Source organism: Escherichia sp. WS1450 (genome assembly GCF_046487395.1).
Lineage (GTDB): Bacteria > Pseudomonadota > Gammaproteobacteria > Enterobacterales > Enterobacteriaceae > Escherichia > Escherichia coli.
The window spans coordinates 214,900-234,128 of sequence record NZ_JBJQJO010000003.1 but is presented as its reverse complement, the minus strand read 5'-3'; the positions used below and the strand labels follow the sequence as shown (position 1 = coordinate 234,128).

At 52.6% G+C, this 19,229-nt stretch carries 23 protein-coding genes; 10 read left to right on the top strand and 13 right to left on the bottom strand.

Features of this window, described 5'->3' with window-relative positions; genetic code table 11:
- Positions 1-22: 22 nt before the first annotated feature.
- From yrbN to mtr, 3 genes are all read left to right on the top strand, one after another.
- Positions 23-103 carry a protein YrbN gene (gene yrbN, locus ACJHYR_RS05350; protein ID WP_010723222.1) on the top strand — a complete coding sequence of 27 codons (81 nt, stop codon included), beginning with the start codon at positions 23-25 and terminating at the stop codon, positions 101-103.
- A complete protein-coding gene (gene deaD, locus ACJHYR_RS05345; protein WP_001295553.1) occupies positions 96-1,985 on the top strand; it encodes an ATP-dependent RNA helicase DeaD in 1,890 nt (629 codons plus the stop codon). The genes yrbN and deaD overlap by 8 nt, the downstream gene beginning before the upstream one ends.
- A gap of 153 nt (positions 1,986-2,138) precedes the next feature.
- Positions 2,139-3,383: a tryptophan permease gene (mtr, locus tag ACJHYR_RS05340; protein WP_000224345.1), complete on the top strand. Its 1,245-nt coding sequence runs from the start codon at positions 2,139-2,141 to the stop codon at positions 3,381-3,383.
- Between the two features lie 60 nt (positions 3,384-3,443).
- Here the strand turns inward: mtr and ACJHYR_RS05335 are convergent, their stop codons facing one another.
- Positions 3,444-3,974, bottom strand: coding sequence for a hypothetical protein (locus tag ACJHYR_RS05335; protein WP_001294022.1), 531 nt, complete (start codon positions 3,972-3,974; stop codon positions 3,444-3,446).
- A gap of 157 nt (positions 3,975-4,131) precedes the next feature.
- Here ACJHYR_RS05335 and ACJHYR_RS05330 point away from each other — a divergent pair, with 157 nt between their 5' ends.
- The gene (locus tag ACJHYR_RS05330) at positions 4,132-4,851 is read left to right on the top strand and encodes a murein L,D-transpeptidase family protein (protein WP_000532754.1); all 720 of its coding nucleotides are present in this window, start codon (positions 4,132-4,134) and stop codon (positions 4,849-4,851) included.
- Here ACJHYR_RS05330 and ACJHYR_RS05325 read toward each other — a convergent pair.
- The 3 genes from ACJHYR_RS05325 to ACJHYR_RS05315 form a co-directional block, all read right to left on the bottom strand.
- Positions 4,829-5,836: a luciferase-like monooxygenase gene (locus ACJHYR_RS05325; RefSeq protein ID WP_000130402.1), complete on the bottom strand. Its 1,008-nt coding sequence runs from the start codon at positions 5,834-5,836 to the stop codon at positions 4,829-4,831. The genes ACJHYR_RS05330 and ACJHYR_RS05325 overlap by 23 nt on opposite strands.
- Positions 5,837-5,916: 80 nt before the next feature.
- Positions 5,917-6,795: a U32 family peptidase gene (locus ACJHYR_RS05320; RefSeq protein ID WP_001298329.1), complete on the bottom strand. Its 879-nt coding sequence runs from the start codon at positions 6,793-6,795 to the stop codon at positions 5,917-5,919.
- An 8-nt stretch (positions 6,796-6,803) separates the two neighbouring features.
- A complete protein-coding gene (locus ACJHYR_RS05315) occupies positions 6,804-7,799 on the bottom strand; it encodes a peptidase U32 family protein (RefSeq protein WP_000421305.1) in 996 nt (331 codons plus the stop codon).
- Positions 7,800-8,007: 208 nt separating this feature from the next.
- Here ACJHYR_RS05315 and ACJHYR_RS05310 point away from each other — a divergent pair, with 208 nt between their 5' ends.
- On the top strand, positions 8,008-8,532 hold the full coding sequence (locus tag ACJHYR_RS05310) for an SCP2 domain-containing protein (protein WP_072837420.1): 525 nt from the start codon (positions 8,008-8,010) through the stop codon (positions 8,530-8,532).
- A complete protein-coding gene (locus tag ACJHYR_RS05305) occupies positions 8,526-9,029 on the top strand; it encodes a GNAT family N-acetyltransferase (RefSeq protein WP_000908551.1) in 504 nt (167 codons plus the stop codon). Before ACJHYR_RS05310 ends, ACJHYR_RS05305 begins: the two co-directional genes overlap by 7 nt.
- Here ACJHYR_RS05305 and yhbQ read toward each other — a convergent pair.
- The gene (gene yhbQ, locus ACJHYR_RS05300) at positions 9,016-9,318 is read right to left on the bottom strand and encodes a DNA damage response exodeoxyribonuclease YhbQ (RefSeq protein WP_059328202.1); all 303 of its coding nucleotides are present in this window, start codon (positions 9,316-9,318) and stop codon (positions 9,016-9,018) included. The genes ACJHYR_RS05305 and yhbQ overlap by 14 nt on opposite strands.
- 50 nt (positions 9,319-9,368) lie before the next feature.
- On the opposite strand from yhbQ, the gene ACJHYR_RS05295 reads away from it, so the two are divergent.
- Positions 9,369-9,812 carry a YhbP family protein gene (locus tag ACJHYR_RS05295; protein ID WP_000449453.1) on the top strand — a complete coding sequence of 148 codons (444 nt, stop codon included), beginning with the start codon at positions 9,369-9,371 and terminating at the stop codon, positions 9,810-9,812.
- On the opposite strand, the gene yhbO is transcribed toward ACJHYR_RS05295, so the two are convergent.
- Complete coding sequence (yhbO, locus tag ACJHYR_RS05290) at positions 9,792-10,310, bottom strand: protein/nucleic acid deglycase (protein ID WP_000037608.1); 519 nt, start codon at positions 10,308-10,310, stop codon at positions 9,792-9,794. The two genes, ACJHYR_RS05295 and yhbO, sit on opposite strands and share 21 nt — an antisense overlap.
- A 127-nt stretch (positions 10,311-10,437) precedes the next feature.
- Between yhbO and ACJHYR_RS05285 the strand changes: the two genes are divergently transcribed.
- Positions 10,438-11,073, top strand: a complete 636-nt coding sequence (locus ACJHYR_RS05285) for an NAD(P)H-binding protein (RefSeq protein WP_001309782.1) — start codon at positions 10,438-10,440, stop codon at positions 11,071-11,073.
- Positions 11,074-11,145: 72 nt separating this feature from the next.
- A complete protein-coding gene (locus ACJHYR_RS05280) occupies positions 11,146-12,186 on the top strand; it encodes a permease (RefSeq protein ID WP_000147608.1) in 1,041 nt (346 codons plus the stop codon).
- A gap of 112 nt (positions 12,187-12,298) precedes the next feature.
- Here the strand turns inward: ACJHYR_RS05280 and dolP are convergent, their stop codons facing one another.
- The 4 genes from dolP to lpoA are packed head-to-tail and all read right to left on the bottom strand — an operon-like array spanning position 12,299 to position 15,883.
- Entirely contained in the window at positions 12,299-12,874 is a 576-nt protein-coding gene (gene dolP / locus ACJHYR_RS05275; RefSeq protein WP_000646049.1) for a division/outer membrane stress-associated lipid-binding lipoprotein, read from the bottom strand.
- 9 nt (positions 12,875-12,883) lie between these two features.
- Positions 12,884-13,474 (bottom strand): DnaA initiator-associating protein DiaA, encoded by a 591-nt coding sequence (gene diaA, locus ACJHYR_RS05270; protein ID WP_001158035.1) that lies wholly within the window; start codon positions 13,472-13,474, stop codon positions 12,884-12,886.
- Between the two features lie 19 nt (positions 13,475-13,493).
- Entirely contained in the window at positions 13,494-13,889 is a 396-nt protein-coding gene (locus ACJHYR_RS05265; RefSeq protein WP_000246847.1) for a YraN family protein, read from the bottom strand.
- Complete coding sequence (lpoA, locus tag ACJHYR_RS05260; protein ID WP_000249120.1) at positions 13,847-15,883, bottom strand: penicillin-binding protein activator LpoA; 2,037 nt, start codon at positions 15,881-15,883, stop codon at positions 13,847-13,849. The genes ACJHYR_RS05265 and lpoA overlap by 43 nt, the downstream gene beginning before the upstream one ends.
- A 64-nt stretch (positions 15,884-15,947) precedes the next feature.
- On the opposite strand from lpoA, the gene rsmI reads away from it, so the two are divergent.
- Positions 15,948-16,811 (top strand): 16S rRNA (cytidine(1402)-2'-O)-methyltransferase, encoded by an 864-nt coding sequence (gene rsmI, locus ACJHYR_RS05255; RefSeq protein WP_000809263.1) that lies wholly within the window; start codon positions 15,948-15,950, stop codon positions 16,809-16,811.
- 49 nt (positions 16,812-16,860) lie between these two features.
- Here rsmI and ACJHYR_RS05250 read toward each other — a convergent pair whose 3' ends face one another.
- Genes ACJHYR_RS05250 through agaC form a run of 3 tightly spaced genes read right to left on the bottom strand, consistent with a single transcriptional unit; the run spans position 16,861 to position 19,213 of the window.
- The gene (locus ACJHYR_RS05250) at positions 16,861-17,628 is read right to left on the bottom strand and encodes a galactosamine-6-phosphate isomerase (protein ID WP_014639316.1); all 768 of its coding nucleotides are present in this window, start codon (positions 17,626-17,628) and stop codon (positions 16,861-16,863) included.
- Entirely contained in the window at positions 17,629-18,420 is a 792-nt protein-coding gene (gene agaD / locus ACJHYR_RS05245) for a PTS galactosamine transporter subunit IID (protein WP_000534351.1), read from the bottom strand. It abuts the gene before it with no gap.
- Positions 18,410-19,213: a PTS galactosamine transporter subunit IIC gene (gene agaC / locus ACJHYR_RS05240; protein WP_000544474.1), complete on the bottom strand. Its 804-nt coding sequence runs from the start codon at positions 19,211-19,213 to the stop codon at positions 18,410-18,412. Before agaC ends, agaD begins: the two co-directional genes overlap by 11 nt.
- Positions 19,214-19,229: the final 16 nt, after the last annotated feature.

Here is a 19,229-nt window from a genome sequence, read left to right as displayed (position 1 = left end):
TTGAGCCGGTTCACACTTTTCAATGAAAATTGCTGATCAATTTCATGATGAGTTATGTAGACTGGCCGCCATTAATTTTGAGGCACACGTACTACATGGCTGAATTCGAAACCACTTTTGCAGATCTGGGCCTGAAGGCTCCTATCCTTGAAGCCCTTAACGATCTGGGTTACGAAAAACCATCTCCAATTCAGGCAGAGTGTATTCCACATCTGCTGAATGGCCGCGACGTTCTGGGTATGGCCCAGACGGGGAGCGGAAAAACTGCAGCATTCTCTTTACCTCTGCTGCAGAATCTTGATCCTGAGCTGAAAGCACCACAGATTCTGGTGCTGGCACCGACCCGCGAACTGGCGGTACAGGTTGCTGAGGCAATGACGGATTTCTCTAAACACATGCGCGGCGTAAACGTGGTTGCCCTGTACGGCGGCCAGCGTTATGACGTGCAATTACGCGCCCTGCGTCAGGGGCCGCAGATCGTTGTCGGTACTCCGGGCCGTCTGCTGGATCACCTGAAACGTGGCACTCTGGACCTTTCTAAACTGAGCGGTCTGGTTCTGGATGAAGCTGACGAAATGCTGCGCATGGGCTTCATCGAAGACGTTGAAACTATTATGGCGCAGATCCCGGAAGGTCATCAGACCGCTCTGTTCTCTGCAACCATGCCGGAAGCGATTCGTCGCATTACCCGCCGCTTTATGAAAGAGCCGCAGGAAGTGCGCATTCAGTCCAGCGTGACTACCCGTCCTGACATCAGCCAGAGCTACTGGACTGTTTGGGGTATGCGTAAAAACGAAGCACTGGTACGTTTCCTGGAAGCGGAAGATTTTGATGCGGCGATTATCTTCGTTCGTACCAAAAACGCGACTCTGGAAGTGGCAGAAGCTCTTGAGCGTAACGGCTACAACAGCGCCGCGCTGAACGGTGACATGAACCAGGCGCTGCGTGAGCAGACACTGGAACGACTGAAAGATGGTCGTCTGGACATCCTGATTGCGACCGACGTTGCGGCCCGTGGCCTGGACGTTGAGCGTATCAGCCTGGTAGTTAACTACGATATCCCGATGGATTCTGAGTCTTACGTTCACCGTATCGGTCGTACTGGTCGTGCGGGCCGTGCTGGCCGTGCGCTGCTGTTCGTTGAGAACCGTGAGCGTCGTCTGCTGCGTAACATTGAACGCACCATGAAGCTGACCATTCCGGAAGTTGAACTGCCGAACGCAGAACTGCTGGGCAAACGTCGTCTGGAAAAATTCGCCGCTAAAGTACAGCAGCAGCTGGAAAGCAGCGATCTGGATCAATACCGTGCACTGCTGAGCAAAATTCAGCCGACGGCAGAAGGTGAAGAGCTGGATCTCGAAACTCTGGCCGCCGCACTGCTGAAAATGGCACAGGGTGAACGTACTCTGATTGTTCCGCCAGATGCGCCGATGCGTCCGAAACGTGAATTCCGTGACCGTGATGACCGTGGTCCGCGCGATCGTAACGACCGTGGCCCGCGTGGTGACCGTGAAGATCGTCCGCGTCGTGAACGTCGTGATGTTGGCGATATGCAGCTGTACCGCATTGAAGTGGGCCGCGATGATGGTGTTGAAGTTCGTCATATCGTTGGCGCGATTGCTAACGAAGGCGACATCAGCAGCCGTTACATTGGTAACATCAAGCTGTTTGCTTCTCACTCCACCATCGAACTGCCGAAAGGTATGCCGGGTGAAGTGCTGCAACACTTTACGCGCACTCGCATTCTCAACAAGCCGATGAACATGCAGTTACTGGGCGATGCACAGCCGCATACTGGCGGTGAGCGTCGTGGCGGTGGTCGTGGTTTCGGTGGCGAACGTCGTGAAGGCGGTCGTAACTTCAGCGGTGAACGCCGTGAAGGTGGTCGTGGTGATGGTCGTCGTTTTAGCGGCGAACGTCGTGAAGGCCGCGCTCCGCGTCGTGATGACTCTACCGGTCGTCGTCGTTTCGGTGGTGATGCGTAATCATCGCTAAACAGCGAACACAATCTGTAAAATAATATATACAGCCCCGATTTTTACCATCGGGGCTTTTTTTCTGTCTTTTGTACTCGTGTACTGGTACAGTGCAATGCATAACAACGCAGTCGCACTATTTTTCACTGGAGAGAAGCCCTCATGGCAACACTAACCACCACCCAAACGTCACCGTCGCTGCTTGGCGGCGTGGTGATCATCGGCGGCACCATTATTGGCGCAGGGATGTTTTCTCTGCCTGTGGTCATGTCCGGGGCGTGGTTCTTCTGGTCAATGGCGGCGCTGATCTTTACCTGGTTCTGTATGCTGCATTCCGGCTTGATGATTCTGGAAGCTAACCTGAATTATCGAATCGGTTCTAGCTTTGACACCATCACCAAAGATTTGCTGGGCAAAGGCTGGAACGTAGTCAACGGCATTTCCATTGCCTTTGTGCTCTATATCCTGACTTACGCCTATATTTCTGCCAGCGGTTCGATTCTGCATCACACCTTCGCGGAGATGTCGCTGAACGTCCCTGCACGGGCAGCTGGATTTGGTTTTGCACTGCTGGTAGCGTTCGTGGTGTGGTTGAGTACGAAAGCTGTCAGCCGGATGACAGCAATTGTGCTGGGGGCGAAAGTCATTACTTTCTTCCTCACCTTCGGCAGCCTGCTGGGGCATGTACAGCCTGCGACATTGTTCAACGTCGCCGAAAGCAATGCGTCTTATGCGCCGTATCTGCTGATGACACTGCCATTCTGTCTGGCATCGTTTGGTTATCACGGTAACGTGCCGAGCCTGATGAAGTATTACGGCAAAGATCCGAAAACCATCGTGAAATGCCTGGTGTACGGTACGCTGATGGCGCTGGCGCTGTATACCATCTGGTTGCTGGCGACGATGGGCAACATCCCTCGTCCGGAGTTTATCGGCATCGCCGAGAAGGGCGGTAACATTGATGTGCTGGTACAGGCATTAAGCGGCGTGCTGAACAGCCGTAGCCTGGACCTTCTGCTGGTCGTGTTCTCAAACTTTGCGGTAGCAAGTTCGTTCCTTGGCGTAACGCTGGGTTTGTTTGACTATCTGGCAGATCTGTTTGGTTTCGATGACTCGGCTATGGGCCGCTTGAAAACAGCATTGTTGACCTTTGCACCGCCTGTTGTGGGTGGTTTACTGTTCCCGAACGGATTCCTGTACGCCATTGGTTATGCTGGCTTAGCGGCTACCATCTGGGCGGCAATCGTTCCGGCGCTGCTGGCCCGCGCATCGCGTAAACGCTTTGGCAGCCCGAAATTCCGCGTCTGGGGCGGCAAGCCGATGATTGCGCTGATTCTGGTGTTTGGCGTTGGCAACGCACTGGTGCATATTTTATCGAGCTTTAATTTGCTGCCGGTGTATCAGTAATTGAACGAGCCGGATGAGCAGTTTTCATCCGGCAATAATTCACAAGTACACGAGATGGTATCAAATAAACCCCTGTTTATTATAAAGTTCTTCAGCGAGAGCTTCCCCGTGCTCATCGAAAAAAGCATCGGCGATAGTTAAATTTTCTGCCTTAGGATTTGCCGTTATTTTGCTACCATTGGCATCAAATTCGAGCGCGATAGCGGTCTCCGAACCCCACCAGTAATAATAAATTAGCGCAAAATTATTTTCCCCTGGCGTAATAAACTTCTCGATTCCCCGCACACAGGCCATGAGTGGCATGAAGATTTCATAGCTCTCTGAGAGAAATATGTGATCCATCGTGACTATCTGTGTTTCTTTATTAAAGTTGATATGTTCGGCATAAATATTCTTTTCACTTTCACCAGAATTACAAGCTGCAAGATTGTTAAGCATTTTTGCAGGATCGCCGTACAACCGCTGCTTCTCGATAAACCATGGCAACCAGTCGTCATGGTCTTTGATATTTGTTGCTGGTGAATGGAAAAACTTCTCGAGGTTACTCTCGGTAATATGTGCATGAAGAAAAAAGGAAGCCGGTTCACTCATAATGATTTTCTCTGGTAATAAGTCGATTTGTTCATTTCTCTGTTTGGCGATGATAAAACGATGACTATTTTATAAAAGTACAGAACTGGACCTTTTATCTATTTCATATCATAAGAAAATATATACAAGAACTGGCTCAGAATAAGCGGAATACGAAATGGGGCGTAAAGGACTACTTGCTATTGTATTGTTGAGCCTGTTTATCGCCATGATTTTTCAATTTTTCTGGCCTGCCCCACACGATGAACACGTTTTCCTGCCAGTTGAAAAACCTGTCGCACCGTCTTTAAAAATCATTCATCCTGGTGACCAGTTATTTATCCGCATTCTGAAAGCGGAAGATAAGCTGGAACTGTGGGCAAGCACCAACAACAAGCCTTACGAACTCTATAAAACCTGGACTATATGCGCGTGGTCTGGTGGCTTAGGGCCAAAACACAAACAGGGGGATGGTAAAAGCCCGGAAGGTTTTTATGCCACCAACAAAGGGTTGCTTAACCCAAACAGCCGCTATCATCTGGCATTTAATATTGGTTACCCGAATGCTTACGATCGGGCAAACGGCTACACCGGTGATTTCATTATGGTTCACGGGAACTGCGTTTCAGCGGGCTGCTATGCCATGACCGATGCTGGTATTGAAGAGATTTATCAACTGGTGGCGCAGGCGCTGAATAGCGGGCAGAAGAGCGTGCCGGTGCATATCTTCCCGTTTGCGATGAACGAAGAAAATATGCGCCAGGCGCAGGTATGGCCGGAATATAATTTCTGGCGTATGTTGAAGCCCGGCTATGATTACTTTGAAAAAAATCGCCGATTGCCAACCATCACCGTTGAAAACCGGCGTTATAAAATCAGCCCAACAATTCTTCCTTAACATCCATCGCCAGTTCAAACGAATGCAGGCGCGCCTGGTGATCGAAAATCTGCCCGTTAACCATAATCTCATCGGCGTCGGTTTCGCGCAGGATCGACTGCAAGCCGTGACGCACTTTCGCTTTATCACCCACCAGCGACATACTCAGCGCCTGCTGCACGCCATACTGCTCGGACGGTGACCAGAACTGATCCATATTTTGAATCGGCGGCGGCAGTTGCCCGGTTTCGCCACGGCGCAGCTTCACAAAGGCTTGCTGCATTGAGGTAAACAGAAATTCAGCGTCGCGGTTGCTGTCGGCGGCGATAATATTGATGCACACCATCGCATACGGTTTTTCCAGCCGTGCCGACGGTTTGAAGTTACTGCGATAAAGATGCAGCGCCTGGAACAACATATCCGGCGCGAAGTGTGAGGCAAACGCAAACGGCAGACCAAGCTGCGCCGCCAGTTGCGCGCTGTAAAGGCTGGAGCCTAACAACCACACGGGGATTTTCTCGCCATAGCCCGGTACCGGGCGCACATGCGGATTGGGATCGCGGGCGTCAAACCAGTCCACCAGCTCCGCGACATCGCGGGGGAAATTATCAATATCGCCGCTCATATGACGACGTAGAGCCATCATGGTTCGCTGGTCACTACCCGGAGCACGGCCCAGCCCCAAATCGATTCGCCCCGGATAGAGCGTATTAAGCGTGCCGAACTGTTCGGCGATCACCAATGGTGAGTGATTAGGCAACATCACGCCGCCAGACCCCAGATGCAGCGTAGTGGTATTCGCCGCCAGATAGCCAATCAAAACTGATGTTGCAGCACTGGCAATGCCGGTCATATTGTGGTGTTCTGCCAGCCAGTAGCGATGATAGCCGCGCTTTTCAGCCAGACGGGCGAGCTCGAGAGAGTGGGAGAACGCTTCCCGCGCTGAAGAGCCTTCGGGAATGGGGGCCAGATCGAGTAGCGAAAACGCAATGGTTTTATCAGTCATAACAGCTCACTTTGTTACCGATTAATCTTTAATACTGCATTAAAGAGTAGTTAAAGTTGTTAACAAAGTGAGCTATTTACTTAGGCTTGCAGCTCCAGCCCAGCCAGCCGCCGCCAGTAGCCGTTACAGTCGCTGTTTGCCGTCAACGGCAGTGGCGCAGCGCCATTTTCATTGGCGCGGAAGGCGTCGAGCATAGCGAAAGTGTCAGTCCCCTGCGGTGACAGACGAACCACATCAACCAGTCCCTGCATGGATGCCAGCTCGTTACCGAGGTTGTAAACGTAGCCGCTCATGGTCTGAATGCCGTTGAGTACAAACACTTGTTGGTTTTCCTGCGACAGAACGTTGCGCCCGTTCGGATACTTAATGCAGCAGGTTTCGCACTCATCTTTCGGGCGGTCTTCCGAACGCGCGGTAAAGCAGCGGGCGGAGTAGGCCAGCGGCAGATGACCGTAGCTCAAGACTTCCACTTCAAACTGGTTGCGAATGCCCAGCTCATCGCACTGATTAAGCAGATTCACCAGCCAGTCGCGGGATAGCTCCACCGGCATACACCAGCGCATCATGCCCTGTTTGAGCAATATTTTCAGTGTCACCGCGTTGTAGCAGTTCAGCGCGTGCCCGGCGACGAACGGCAGTTTGCGTTCAGCGCACATATTCACCACGCCGAGATCGCTGGCTTCAATCAGAAACTCACCGTTCTCAACATAGCGTTTCAGTTCGCCCAGTTCGGAGGACGCCTGCACCAGTGCCAGCGTGGAGAGCACAATCTGCTTACCACTTCCGGCGAGCGATTTCGCCATCTCCAGCCAGTCGCCAACTTTGGTTGCCCGACGCTTGCTGCATACCGCTTCACCAAGATAAATCACGTCGGCGCTGCTGGCGGCGGCCTGCTGATAAAATTCTTCCAGCGTCTCTTTTGGCCAGTACCACAGCACTGGCCCTAAGGAATATTTCATTGCTTTTCTCACTGCCATTTACGGTGATACGCGCCAAGGGTGGTCTGCGTGCCTTCGGACATCGACCCGAGCGTCTCCATCCACGCGCTTTGCGGTACGAAGTTTTGCGGATCGGCCTTACAACGGTCGATAGCCTGACGCCAGACTTTCGCCACCTGGCTGACATACGCCGGGCTACGCTGGCGGCCTTCAATTTTCACCGAAGCAATATTCGCTGCCATTAACTCCGGCAGCAGTTCCAGGGTATTGAGACTGGTGGGTTCTTCCAGCGCGTGATAGCGCTCGCCGTCCACCAGATAACGCCCTTTACACAGCGTCGGATAACCTGCGTTTTCGCCGTCCTGATAACGGTCGATCAGCACTTCGTTCAGGCGGGATTCCAGCCCCTGCGGCGTTTGCTGCCAGCGCACGAAGCGAGCCGGAGAACATGCACCGACGGTGTTGGGCGATTCACCCGTCAGATATGACGACAGATAGCAACGGCCTTCCGACATAATGCACAGGCTGCCGAAAGCAAAGACTTCCAGTGGTACAGGCGTGACCCGCGCCAGTTGTTTCACCTGATGAATCGACAACACGCGCGGCAGCACCACGCGTGCAACGTCAAAATGGCGATGATAAAAGTTAATCGCCTCTTCATTGGTCGCCGAAGCCTGCACTGACACATGACGCTCAATATGCGGGTAACGCTCGGCGGCGTACTCCAGCATGGCGAGGTCGGCGAGGATAAGCGCGTCGGCACCCAGCTGCGCCGCCATATCCACGGCGCGCTGCCAACGGGCGTAACCGTCCGGATGCGCAAAAGTGTTAATCGCGATGTGAAGTTTGCGGCGATGTTGATGGACAAAACTCACCGCTTCCTGCAATTTTTTCTCGGTAAAGTTAAGGCCGGCGAAGTGACGGGCATTGGTATCATCTTTTAGCCCGATATAAACAGCATCTGCGCCGTTTTCGATGGCCGCCTTAAGCGCCGGGAGATTTCCGGCAGGGCAGAGCAGCTCCATAATTTTTCCTGAAGGTTGCGCTATCAAAACGCAAAAATGTTAACGAACTGGGATTTTAGTTAACCTTGCTGCGACAATTTTTGATTTAAGGCAGTTAAAGTTGTATTGGTGGTAGCAGCAATTTCATATGGAATTGTTGATTTATACCGCTATGTTATTTTTCTGATATGGCAAAATAGGATGATTGTTGAAACAGGGAGTAAAACTCGTGTTGGATAAACTGCGTTCCCGTATTGTGCATTTGGGGCCATCTCTGTTGAGTGTACCGGTAAAACTGACGCCATTTGCGCTAAAACGCCAGGTTCTTGAGCAGGTCCTAAGCTGGCAATTCCGTCAGGCGCTGGATGATGGCGAGCTGGAGTTTCTTGAAGGCCGCTGGTTAAGTATTCATGTGCGTGATATTGACCTGCAATGGTTTACCTCGGTGGTGAATGGCAAACTGGTCGTTAGCCAGAACGCGCAAGCTGATGTGAGTTTTAGTGCCGACGCCAGCGATCTGCTGATGATTGCGGCGCGTAAACAAGATCCGGATACGCTCTTCTTCCAGCGTCGGCTGGCGATTGAAGGCGATACGGAGCTGGGGCTGTATGTGAAAAACCTGATGGACGCCATTGAACTGGAGCAAATGCCGAAAGCCTTACGCATGATGCTGCTGCAACTGGCGGATTTTGTTGAGGCGGGAATTAAAACCGCGCCTGAAACCAAACAGACATCGGTAGGTGAACCATGCTAATTCGAGTAGAAATTCCCATTGATGCGCCGGGTATTGATGCCCTGCTGCGTCGTTCATTCGAAAGTGATGCGGAAGCGAAGCTGGTTCACGATCTGCGTGAAGATGGCTTTCTGACGTTGGGGCTGGTGGCGACAGATGACGAAGGTCAGGTCATTGGCTATGTGGCATTTAGTCCGGTTGATGTGCAGGGCGAAGACCTGCAATGGGTCGGCATGGCACCGTTGGCGGTTGATGAAAAATACCGTGGACAGGGGCTGGCACGCCAACTGGTCTATGAAGGACTCGATTCGCTTAATGAGTTCGGCTATGCCGCAGTGGTGACGCTGGGCGATCCGGCGCTGTACAGTCGTTTCGGCTTTGAGCTGGCGGCGCATCACGATCTGCGTTGCCGCTGGCCGGGCACTGAAAGCGCCTTCCAGGTACATCGTTTAGCGGATGACGCGCTGAAAGGCGTAACCGGTCTGGTTGAGTATCACGAGCACTTCAATCGCTTTTAATCTTTGGGGGTTGCAGGCTGCTCAACAGTTCTGCAAACCCTGTGCCTTCCGCTACCAGACGCTCTTTTTGCCGTTTGGTCAGTTGCTTAACGCGATATTCCGCCCGTAGTGCCAGTGAACGGTCGCCCACTGGCGCGGAAAATGCCAGCGTCAGTTCACCTTTCCCACGCAGTGCTTTTGCGCCTTTGCCGCTTTGATGTTGCTGATAGCGGCGTTCGACATCCGTGGTGATCCCGGTATAAAGCTTATTGTCGGCGGTACGGATCAAGTAAAGAAACCAGGGTGTCATCGTCTGCGTCGCATGTTAAGGTCAGGCCCACAGAATAAAAGAGAACAGCAATGGAAACACTCACCGCCATCAGCCGTTGGCTGGCAAAACAACATGTTGTCACCTGGTGTGTGCAGCAGGAAGGGGAACTCTGGTGCGCTAATGCCTTTTATCTTTTTGATGCGCAGAAAGTCGCCTTCTACATTTTGACGGAAGAAAAAACGCGCCACGCGCAGATGAGTGGGCCGCAGGCGGCAGTTGCCGGAACTGTAAACGGTCAGCCGAAAACGGTAGCGTTAATTCGCGGCGTGCAATTTAAAGGCGAGATCCGCAGGCTTGAAGGTGAGGAAAGCGACCTCGCACGCAAGGCGTACAACCGTCGCTTTCCGGTTGCCAGAATGCTGTCGGCCCCGGTATGGGAAATCCGGCTCGATGAAATCAAATTCACCGACAACACGCTGGGCTTTGGTAAAAAAATGATTTGGCTACGTAACTCAGGCACCGAGCAGGCGTAACGCCTCACGGTTAAACGCTGGCAGATCGTCCGGCGTTCGGCTGGTAACCAGCTGATCTTTATCGACCACCACTTCCTGATCGTAAAATTCCGCGCCCGCGTTTTTAACATCAATAATGATCGGTTTAACTGCGGTCAGTTTGCGCCCCCGAATCACATCGGCGCTGATCAGCAGCTGCGGACCGTGACAGATGGCGAAAACAGGTTTGCCGCTATTCACAAAATCACGGGTGAAAGTGACAAAACGATTGTCGCCACGCAGATAATCCGGTGAATGACCGCCCGGTAGCAACAGGGCATCAAACTCCGCTGGCGTCACTTCATCGATGGATTTATCGATGGTCACGCTGGCTTCTCCTTTTTTGCCTTTCACCGTTTTACCCGCTTGCTTTTCAATGGTAATCACTTCGTGTCCGGCTTTACGGAACTCGTCTGCGGGTGAAGTAAATTCTGAATCCTCAAATTCATCAGTGATTAAAACGGCAATTTTCTTACTCATGCTTCCTCCGCGTTGTTGCATTGGATGAGGCGAATTTCCCACAATCGGGGATAATTACCTCATGGTCTATTAAGCCTGGTGCATGAGCCGGGGAGCGCAAGGCAGACAATTCTGTAAAGGAGCGAAGATGAGTCAGGTACTGATTACAGGCGCAACGGGGCTGGTGGGCGGTCACCTGCTGCGGATGTTGATTAACGAACCGAAAGTTAACGCCATAGCCGCGCCGACGCGACGTCCGTTGGGCGATATGCCCGGGGTGTTTAATCCCCATGATCCGCAACTGACCGACGCGCTGGCGCAGGTCACCGATCCCATCGACATTGTGTTTTGTTGTCTCGGCACCACGCGGCGAGAAGCGGGGAGTAAAGAGGCGTTTATTCATGCCGATTACACGCTGGTAGTGGATACCGCATTAACCGGGCGGCGGTTGGGCGCACAGCATATGCTGGTAGTCAGTGCTATGGGTGCCAAGGCCCACTCGCCGTTTTTCTATAACCGCGTCAAAGGGGAGATGGAAGAAGCATTAATTGCCCAGAACTGGCCGAAATTGACCATTGCTCGCCCGTCGATGTTACTGGGCGATCGTAGCAAACAGCGGATGAACGAAACGCTTTTTGCGCCGCTGTTCCGTTTGTTACCTGGTAACTGGAAATCCATTGATGCGAGAGACGTGGCGCGGGTCATGCTGGCAGAGGCGATGCGGCCTGAGCATGAAGGTGTGACGATTTTAAGCTCTTCAGAATTACGCAAAAGAGCTGAATAATTATTCCCAAGAATTGATAGTGAGCGTAATATTCACGCGCTCAATTATCATAACTTATTCCTGGGGAATGCTATGACTGGTCAGTCTTCATCTCAGGCGGCAACGCCCATTCAGTGGTGGAAACCCGCGCTTTTCTTTCTGGTTGTCATTGCCGGTCTCTGGTATGTGAAATGGCAACCTTACTACGGCAAAGCGTTTACTGCTGCCGAAACCCACAGTATCGGTAAATCTATCCTTGCGCAGGCGGATGCTAATCCGTGGCAGGCGGCGTTGGATTACGCGATGATCTATTTCCTCGCGGTATGGAAAGCGGCGGTGCTGGGGGTGATCCTCGGTTCGTTGATACAGGTGCTGATCCCGCGTGACTGGTTGCTGCGTACGCTTGGGCAATCGCGCTTTCGCGGCACGCTGCTGGGAACGCTGTTTTCGCTGCCGGGCATGATGTGTACCTGCTGTGCGGCTCCGGTCGCGGCGGGAATGCGTCGCCAACAGGTATCGATGGGCGGGGCGCTGGCATTCTGGATGGGCAATCCGTTGTTAAACCCGGCGACGCTGGTGTTTATGGGGTTTGTCCTCGGTTGGCAATTTGCCGCGATTCGTCTGGTTGCAGGCCTTGCGATGGTGTTGCTGATTGCGACGCTGGTACAAAAATGGGTACGTGAAATACCGCTAACGCAGGCACCGGTCGAAATTGACATACCGGAAGCGCAGGGCGGATTTTTTAGCCGCTGGGGCAGGGCGCTATGGACGCTTTTCTGGAGTACGATCCCGGTTTACATCCTTGCAGTACTGGTGTTGGGTGCCGCTCGCGTCTGGTTATTCCCCCATGCCGATGGTGCTGTCGATAACAGCCTTATGTGGGTGGTGGCGATGGCGGTAGCAGGATGCTTGTTTGTCATTCCCACGGCAGCAGAAATTCCAATTGTGCAAACGATGATGCTGGCAGGTATGGGAACCGCTCCGGCGCTGGCATTGTTGATGACGCTCCCGGCGGTGAGTTTGCCGTCACTGATTATGCTGCGTAAAGCGTTCCCGGCGAAAGCCTTATGGCTGACGGGGGCGATGGTGGCAGTGTCTGGTGTGATTGTCGGCGGGCTGGCGCTGTTGGTTTGATTTGAGGGAAAACATGTCGGATGCGGCGTAAACGCGTTATTCGACCTACGGTTTGCATCGTTGTAGGCCTGATAAGACGCGGCAAGCGTCGCATCAGGCATTACAAGGGCTGCTATTTAATAAACGTAAACGCCGTGGTTACCCGCTTCACGCCGCTTACCCGGCTGGCAATATCTGCCGCCGCTTTCGCTTCACGTTCAGTCACTAGCCCCATCAGGAACACTTCACCGTTTTCGGTGGTCACTTTCACGTTGGACGATTTCACCAGGTCGCTGGTTAACAGCTGCGAACGCACTTTGGTGGTGATCCACGTATCGTTAGACGCTTCGCCCAGACCAATCGGCTGGCCCTGACGAATCTCGTTATACACTTCGTTGGCACCGTCGACGCCCATCGCAATTTGTTTAGCGCGAGCCGAAAGTTCAGCGTTTGGTGACTGCCCAACCAGCAGCACTTTGCCCTGATAAGCCGTGACATTAATACGGGTTTCTTTCTTAATCTGTTCGTCTTTCGACAATGCGCTGTTTACGCGCACTTCCAGGGTACCATCGTCCACCTGGGTGCCGACACTGCGTGGATCAGTTGCGGCTTTGGTACCCACAGCAGCGGTACCCACTACGGCAGCGGCAACACAACCTTGCAACAGCAGCGCGGAAAGAAGGACTGCGATTGGCGATAATGCCTTCATGTATTCTCCTTAAACATCCTGGTGAGGGAAAAGCGTGTTATCGATCAGATCGCACAGGCAATTTACCGTCAGCATATGCATCTCCTGAATGCGAGCACTACGATGCGAAGGAATGCGGATCTCCACATCCTGTGGCCCTAACAAACCTGCAAGTTCACCGCCGTCATAGCCGGTTAATGCCACAATGGTCATATCACGCGTAACGGCAGCTTCTACCGCTTTTACAATATCGCGGCTGTTGCCACGGGTGGAAATGGCTAACAATACATCTCCCGCATGACCCAGCGCCCGCACCTGTTTTGCATACACTTCATCATGTAAGCGATCGTTGGCAATCGCCGTTAAGACAACATTATCAGTATTTAGTGCAATGGCAGGTAAGCTGGGCCGCTCCGTTTCGAAACGGTTGATCATGCTGGCAGCAAAATGCTGTGCATTGGCAGCGGAAGTTCCATTACCACAACAGAGGATTTTGTTGCCATTGAGCAGAGACTGAACCAGCGTCATGGCTGCACGGGAGATGGCATCCGGAAGCGCCTCTGCCGCCGCAATTTGAGTTTGAATGCTTTCAGTGAAGCAAGCTTTAATTCTTTCTTGCACGCTAATCCTTAAACCTTAATTATGAGTGGTCATTAAAGGCATCCTTAATCCACTCAACCTCATTCCCGGTGAAGGCTACCACATCGAACCGGCAATCCACAGTATCAAAACTCCCATTATGACGCGCGAGCCACAAGCGGGCAGTCTGTAATAATTTGTGTTGTTTGCTGCGGGTCACACTGGCTGCCGCGCCGCCATAAAGCGCAGAGCGGCGGTAACGCACCTCGACAAAAACGGTGGTCCGGCCTTCACGCATTATCAGATCGATCTCGCCGCCACGCTCGTTCACGTTAGCGGCGATAAACCGCAGTCCTTTGCCTTCCAGCCAGCGACGCGCTTGTACTTCCCACGCATCGCCGGTCTGTTTGGTGGTTAACTGGCGGGGACTACCTGACCTTGTTGGTACTGTAGCCATGATAACTTCCTGTTAATCACGCAATCCGGGTTAGCCGTCAGACTTCCGGTATTACCGTTGATTTCAAAACCCTGAACCTGGCGCATTTGTGAGAAATGATTTGCCAACGACCAGGCATCAACGCCCATCGCATACATGCGAGCCAGCGAATAATCGTTGTTCACCGCGCTGAGCGCCTGCTGCATTAACGGCAGATTACCGCCTGCCAGCATCGGGATTTCGCTGTACTGCAAGCCTTCCATCTCCAGGCGGAAATCCGGGCCAGCGGTCCCTTGCGCACTGCGGGAGCTGGCGTACAGCGTCGCACCGCTGTGACTGCCGTTACGCATGGCGATCATCGGTTTGATAAAGGCGATTTCGCCCGGCGTTGCCACAATGTACACCGCATCGACACGACCGCCATTATTGGTGAACTGGTCATCGGTTGGCGTGGTTTGCAGCGTTGGATTGTTGGTCGTCATGCCGGAGTCGGTTGTCGCTCTGGGAGTAATCGGGCTACCCGTTAAAGCAATACCAGAACCGCCGTTAACACCCGCGCGTAATTCGCTGGTGGAACCAAATTTTTGTTGCAGAACGGTGCCGCCACCCAGTTTCTGCCACTCTTGCGCAAACGCATTGGCTACGCGATCGCCCAATGAACTGCGCGGGATCAGCACCAGCGGCGCTTGTTTACCCTGGTCACGAATATGACGCGCTGCATCGCGCGCTTCGTCTTCCGGCGAAAGCGCGAAGTAACAAATATTGACGCGGTTTTCGATATTTTCCGGCTGGTTCAGTGCCAGCACGTTCAGCGGAGTGTTGCTCTTCAGCAACTCTTCAACGTTATTTTTCAGTAGCGGGCCGACCACAATACTCGCGCCATCCTGCTGGACCTGGCTTAAGATCTGGCTAAGTGGTTGTGATGATGTATCGTAGATTTTCAGCTCTGCGGATGGATTTGCTGGTGCGCTTACCGCTGCGGTGGTTGCCGCCGGGGCGCTTACAGGCACCGGCTGGGCCGCAGGTTGTTCACCGGTCAGATCGCTAACCGAGGCTTGTGCCGGGCTGGCAACGCCATCCACGGTTTGCGGCTGAGGTTGTTCTGCTACGTCTGCGGCAGGTGCGGCAGCTACCTGAGCCGCCACTGGCTGAGTGCCGATATTTTTCGCCGCTTCAAAGCCTTGCTGAATAGTGCGACCAAATACCGCTGCCTGGCCATTCAGTGGCAACAGCAGGGCGATTTTGTTGGTCGATGCGGGTTTAAACGCTTTTACGTTAACCAACTGCGTTGGCAGCATTTTCGCGCCCGGGTTGTTCGGATAACGTTTCTGCCAGTCGGCGATCCCAGCTTTCATCATGTCGGGATCGTTACGGTTATCAAACCAGATGCGCTGCAGATCCAGCCAGCCTTGCAGAATATTTTCGTCGGCATTGATCACCAGCGTATTCGCCTGTTCCTGAGTCATGGAGGAGAGCGCCTGCCAGGTGGCATCAATATTCTGCTGTTTTTCTTTCGCGCCAAGCAGCGGTTCCTGAGCAATTAACGCGCGCAGTAAATCAATGGAAGGACGCCCCTGGCTGGCATCGATTTTTGCCTGCCAGTAACGGGCTTGCTGGTTTTGTTCTAAATCGGCAGGTGTGATTTTCGCCAGCAAGTTTTGCGCGCCAGCAAAATCTTTCTGCGCCAGTTTAATCTCTGCCGCCAGCAGTGTTTTCTCGCGACGCTGAGAATCGTTCAGTTCTTGCGGTAGTTGGTTAAACAACTCCACCGCCTGTCCGGTTTTACCTTCTTTCACCAGTGCACGAATGGCGAGTAATTGCCAGTTGATCCTGGTATCATCAGAACTTTGCTGCATCTGTTGCAGGTAAAAGGCAGAATCAGCCTGCGCCGTGCCCTGCATATAAGCAGTGGACTGATCGGGAGTATGGGTGCCACAACCGGCGAAAATCAGGGCTGCCAGAACAACAGGCAGACAACGCGCGGCTTTCAAACGAGAAAATGTTGAGGGTACCATAATGTATCCAGTGATATTTTTTTTACGCAATGCTCAATATTAAATCGGCAATACGGACGACACAATGAAACAACACCAATCGGCGGATAATTCTCAGGGCCAGCTTTACATTGTACCGACGCCAATCGGCAATCTGGCGGATATCACCCAGCGTGCGTTGGAGGTATTACAGGCCGTTGATCTGATTGCCGCCGAGGATACGCGTCACACCGGTTTATTGCTGCAACATTTTGGGATTAATGCTCGGTTGTTTGCGCTGCACGACCATAACGAACAACAAAAAGCCGAAACGCTGCTGGCGAAGCTGCAAGAGGGGCAAAACATTGCGCTGGTTTCCGATGCCGGAACGCCGCTAATTAACGATCCTGGCTACCATCTGGTGCGTACCTGCCGTGAAGCGGGGATTCGCGTGGTGCCGCTACCCGGGCCGTGTGCTGCTATCACTGCGTTAAGCGCCGCGGGTTTACCATCCGATCGTTTTTGTTATGAAGGATTTTTACCTGCCAAATCAAAAGGCCGCCGTGATGCGCTAAAAGCCATTGAAGCGGAGCCGCGTACGCTGATTTTTTATGAATCTACCCACCGTCTGTTAGATAGCCTGGAAGATATCGTTGCGGTATTAGGCGAATCCCGCTACGTGGTTCTGGCGCGTGAGCTGACCAAAACCTGGGAAACCATTCACGGCGCGCCCGTTGGCGAGCTGCTGGCGTGGGTCAAAGAAGATGAAAACCGTCGTAAAGGCGAAATGGTGCTGATTGTTGAAGGCCATAAAGCACAGGAAGAAGACTTACCCGCCGATGCACTGCGCACACTGGCGCTGTTGCAGGCAGAACTGCCGCTGAAAAAAGCGGCGGCGCTGGCAGCAGAAATTCACGGCGTGAAGAAAAATGCGCTGTATAAGTATGCGCTGGAGCAGCAGGGAGAGTGATTACAGGCGTTGCAGCAGGAATAGCGTTGCAACGCCTGTACCAGGCGAGTTAACGACGACACATCTCATCAATCATGCATGTGAAATAGTTATGCAGCCATAAAAATGAAGCCGGGGTAGCGGTAGAGACTTTAGCCGTGAGAAAACGTTCTGTCGCATCCTGCTTTCCTTCGCCAGTCACCAGTAACAAAACTTCGCGGGCATTGAGAATATCCTTCAGGCCTAAGGTGATCCCACGAGTCACGGGACGGCCCGCGGCTTTTAACATCTCATGTTGCTGTGTTCTGGCATCAAGTTGACTGATATGGCAGGCCGGTTGCAGGCTTTCTCCCGGTTCGTTCAGCCCAAGATGACCGTTTTTCCCCAATCCGAGAACGCATAAATCCAGACCGCCTTTGCGCGCAATCAGGTTCGTTACCCGTTCGCACTCTGTCTCATTTATCTCTTCGGAGCGAAAGCTGATGAGCTGGTCTTCACGCAGCCCCAGCGGCTGCACGATATGCTGTTGTAGGAAAGTTTCGCAGGTGCCAGGCATCGTTAATGGCAGATCCACCCATTCGTCGAGCTTCAGGAAGGTGAGCTGGCTGACATCAACCTGCTGCTGGTGGATTTTTTCTACCAGATAATGATACGTCAGTAATGGCGTGGCTCCGGTCGCCAGGCAAATCACGGCATCCGGTTTGCTACGGATCACGGCCAATAAATATTCGCTGGCACGTTCACTTAACGCCGTATAGTTTTCAACTTGTTGAAGGGTTTGCACAGGATGAAATTCCTTAAGTAAAGAGGCACCGCCAGACGCGGTGCCTCGTTCCATTTACAAAATGCCGAATGCAGAACAAACAATAGAAAGAACAAACGTCACGCCGATTAACAGCACCGGATGCGCTTTTTTCACCCGCAGGAAGTAATACATCAGCAGGGTGTAGGCCATCGGTAAAATATTCGGGAAGACTTTATCGAAGAAATCCTGCTGCAGCGCGACGCTGTGGGTACTGTCGATGGCAAACGATGTCACCACGTTAATATGCACATACGAAGCGATCAGCCCGCCGATTACCGTGATCCCGAGGATGGTTGCCGAACGAGCAATCATCTGCGAGTTCTCTCGCACTTTATCGATCGCCTTCACGCCGACTGAATAACCGACGTGGGTCCAGCCGACGCGCAGGAAGAAGATAAGCAGGTAAACGGCGAAAAATAGAATCGGCCCCAGCAAGTTTCCCTGGCTGGCAAATGATGAGCAAATTCCCGCCATAATCGGCAATAAGGTAAACCAGAAAATCGCATCGCCAATCCCGGCGATTGGGCCAAACAGTGCCACTTTGAGGCCTTTAATGGTGTCGCGGTTTTCTCCTTTTTCTTCCATCGAAATTAATAACCCCATCAGGAATCCGACCAGATTCGGGTGGGTATTAATAAATTCGAGGTTATCTTTCATCGCCGCGCTTAGGCCCGGTTTGTCGTCCTTATAAATCTTTTTCAGGATCGGCAACATCGCCCAGGTAAAACCGCCCGCCTGCATCCTTTCGTAGTTAAAGCTTGCTTGTAGCAGTGACGAACGAAAGCCCAGACGGGTGATATCTTTTTTACTGATTTCAGATCCCATTGCTGTAGTCCTCTTCTTCATTTTTACTGGCAACGGGCTGCGGTTGCGCTTGCTGCCGGGATTTCGCATTGAAAAACTCATACACCGCAAAGCCTGCGCCCAGTACGGCAACCGGCAACAGGTTGCTGACCTGGATGTAGCAAACAAACAGGAAGCCGGCGATCAGGTAAGGGATATATTGAGCTTTGAACATCACGCGCAGCAGCAAGCCAAAACCAACGGCAGGCAGAATACCGCCAGCCACTTCAAAGCCGTGGGTCAGCCAGGCGGGCATCGCTTTCACCAGCGCCTGCATCGCCCCTTGTGCCAGGTAAGTACAGAGGAAAGCAATCACCGCATACGCTGAAGCAACGATGAGCATCGTTGTCCAGTTAAGTCGGGAAAACGCTGCCGTATCCGCTTCTTTCGCGCATTTATCGGCTTTGGTCATAAATAATGAGAAAGCAGAATAGAAGAACAGAATGACGTACTGCATTAACAAACTAAACGGCAGGCCAAGACCAATTGCCGTTTTGGCATCAACGCCCGTAGACCATGCAATGACGGTGGTCATCAGACCCGCCATAATCGGGTTGGGCGGCTGAACACCACCTGCAGGGGTTAATCCGGCGAAAGCCAACTCTGTCAGACCACCGGTAATTAAGCCAGTCTGAATATCACCGAGAATAGCGCCAGTTAGGGTACAAACGATTATCGGGCGGAATAAAAATAAGGCTTCCAGCCAAAAATCAATCCCCAGAAAGAAAACTAACGCCGCCAGGGATAATCCCTGAAGTAGGGTTATTTCATGCATTTTTATTACCTCAAAC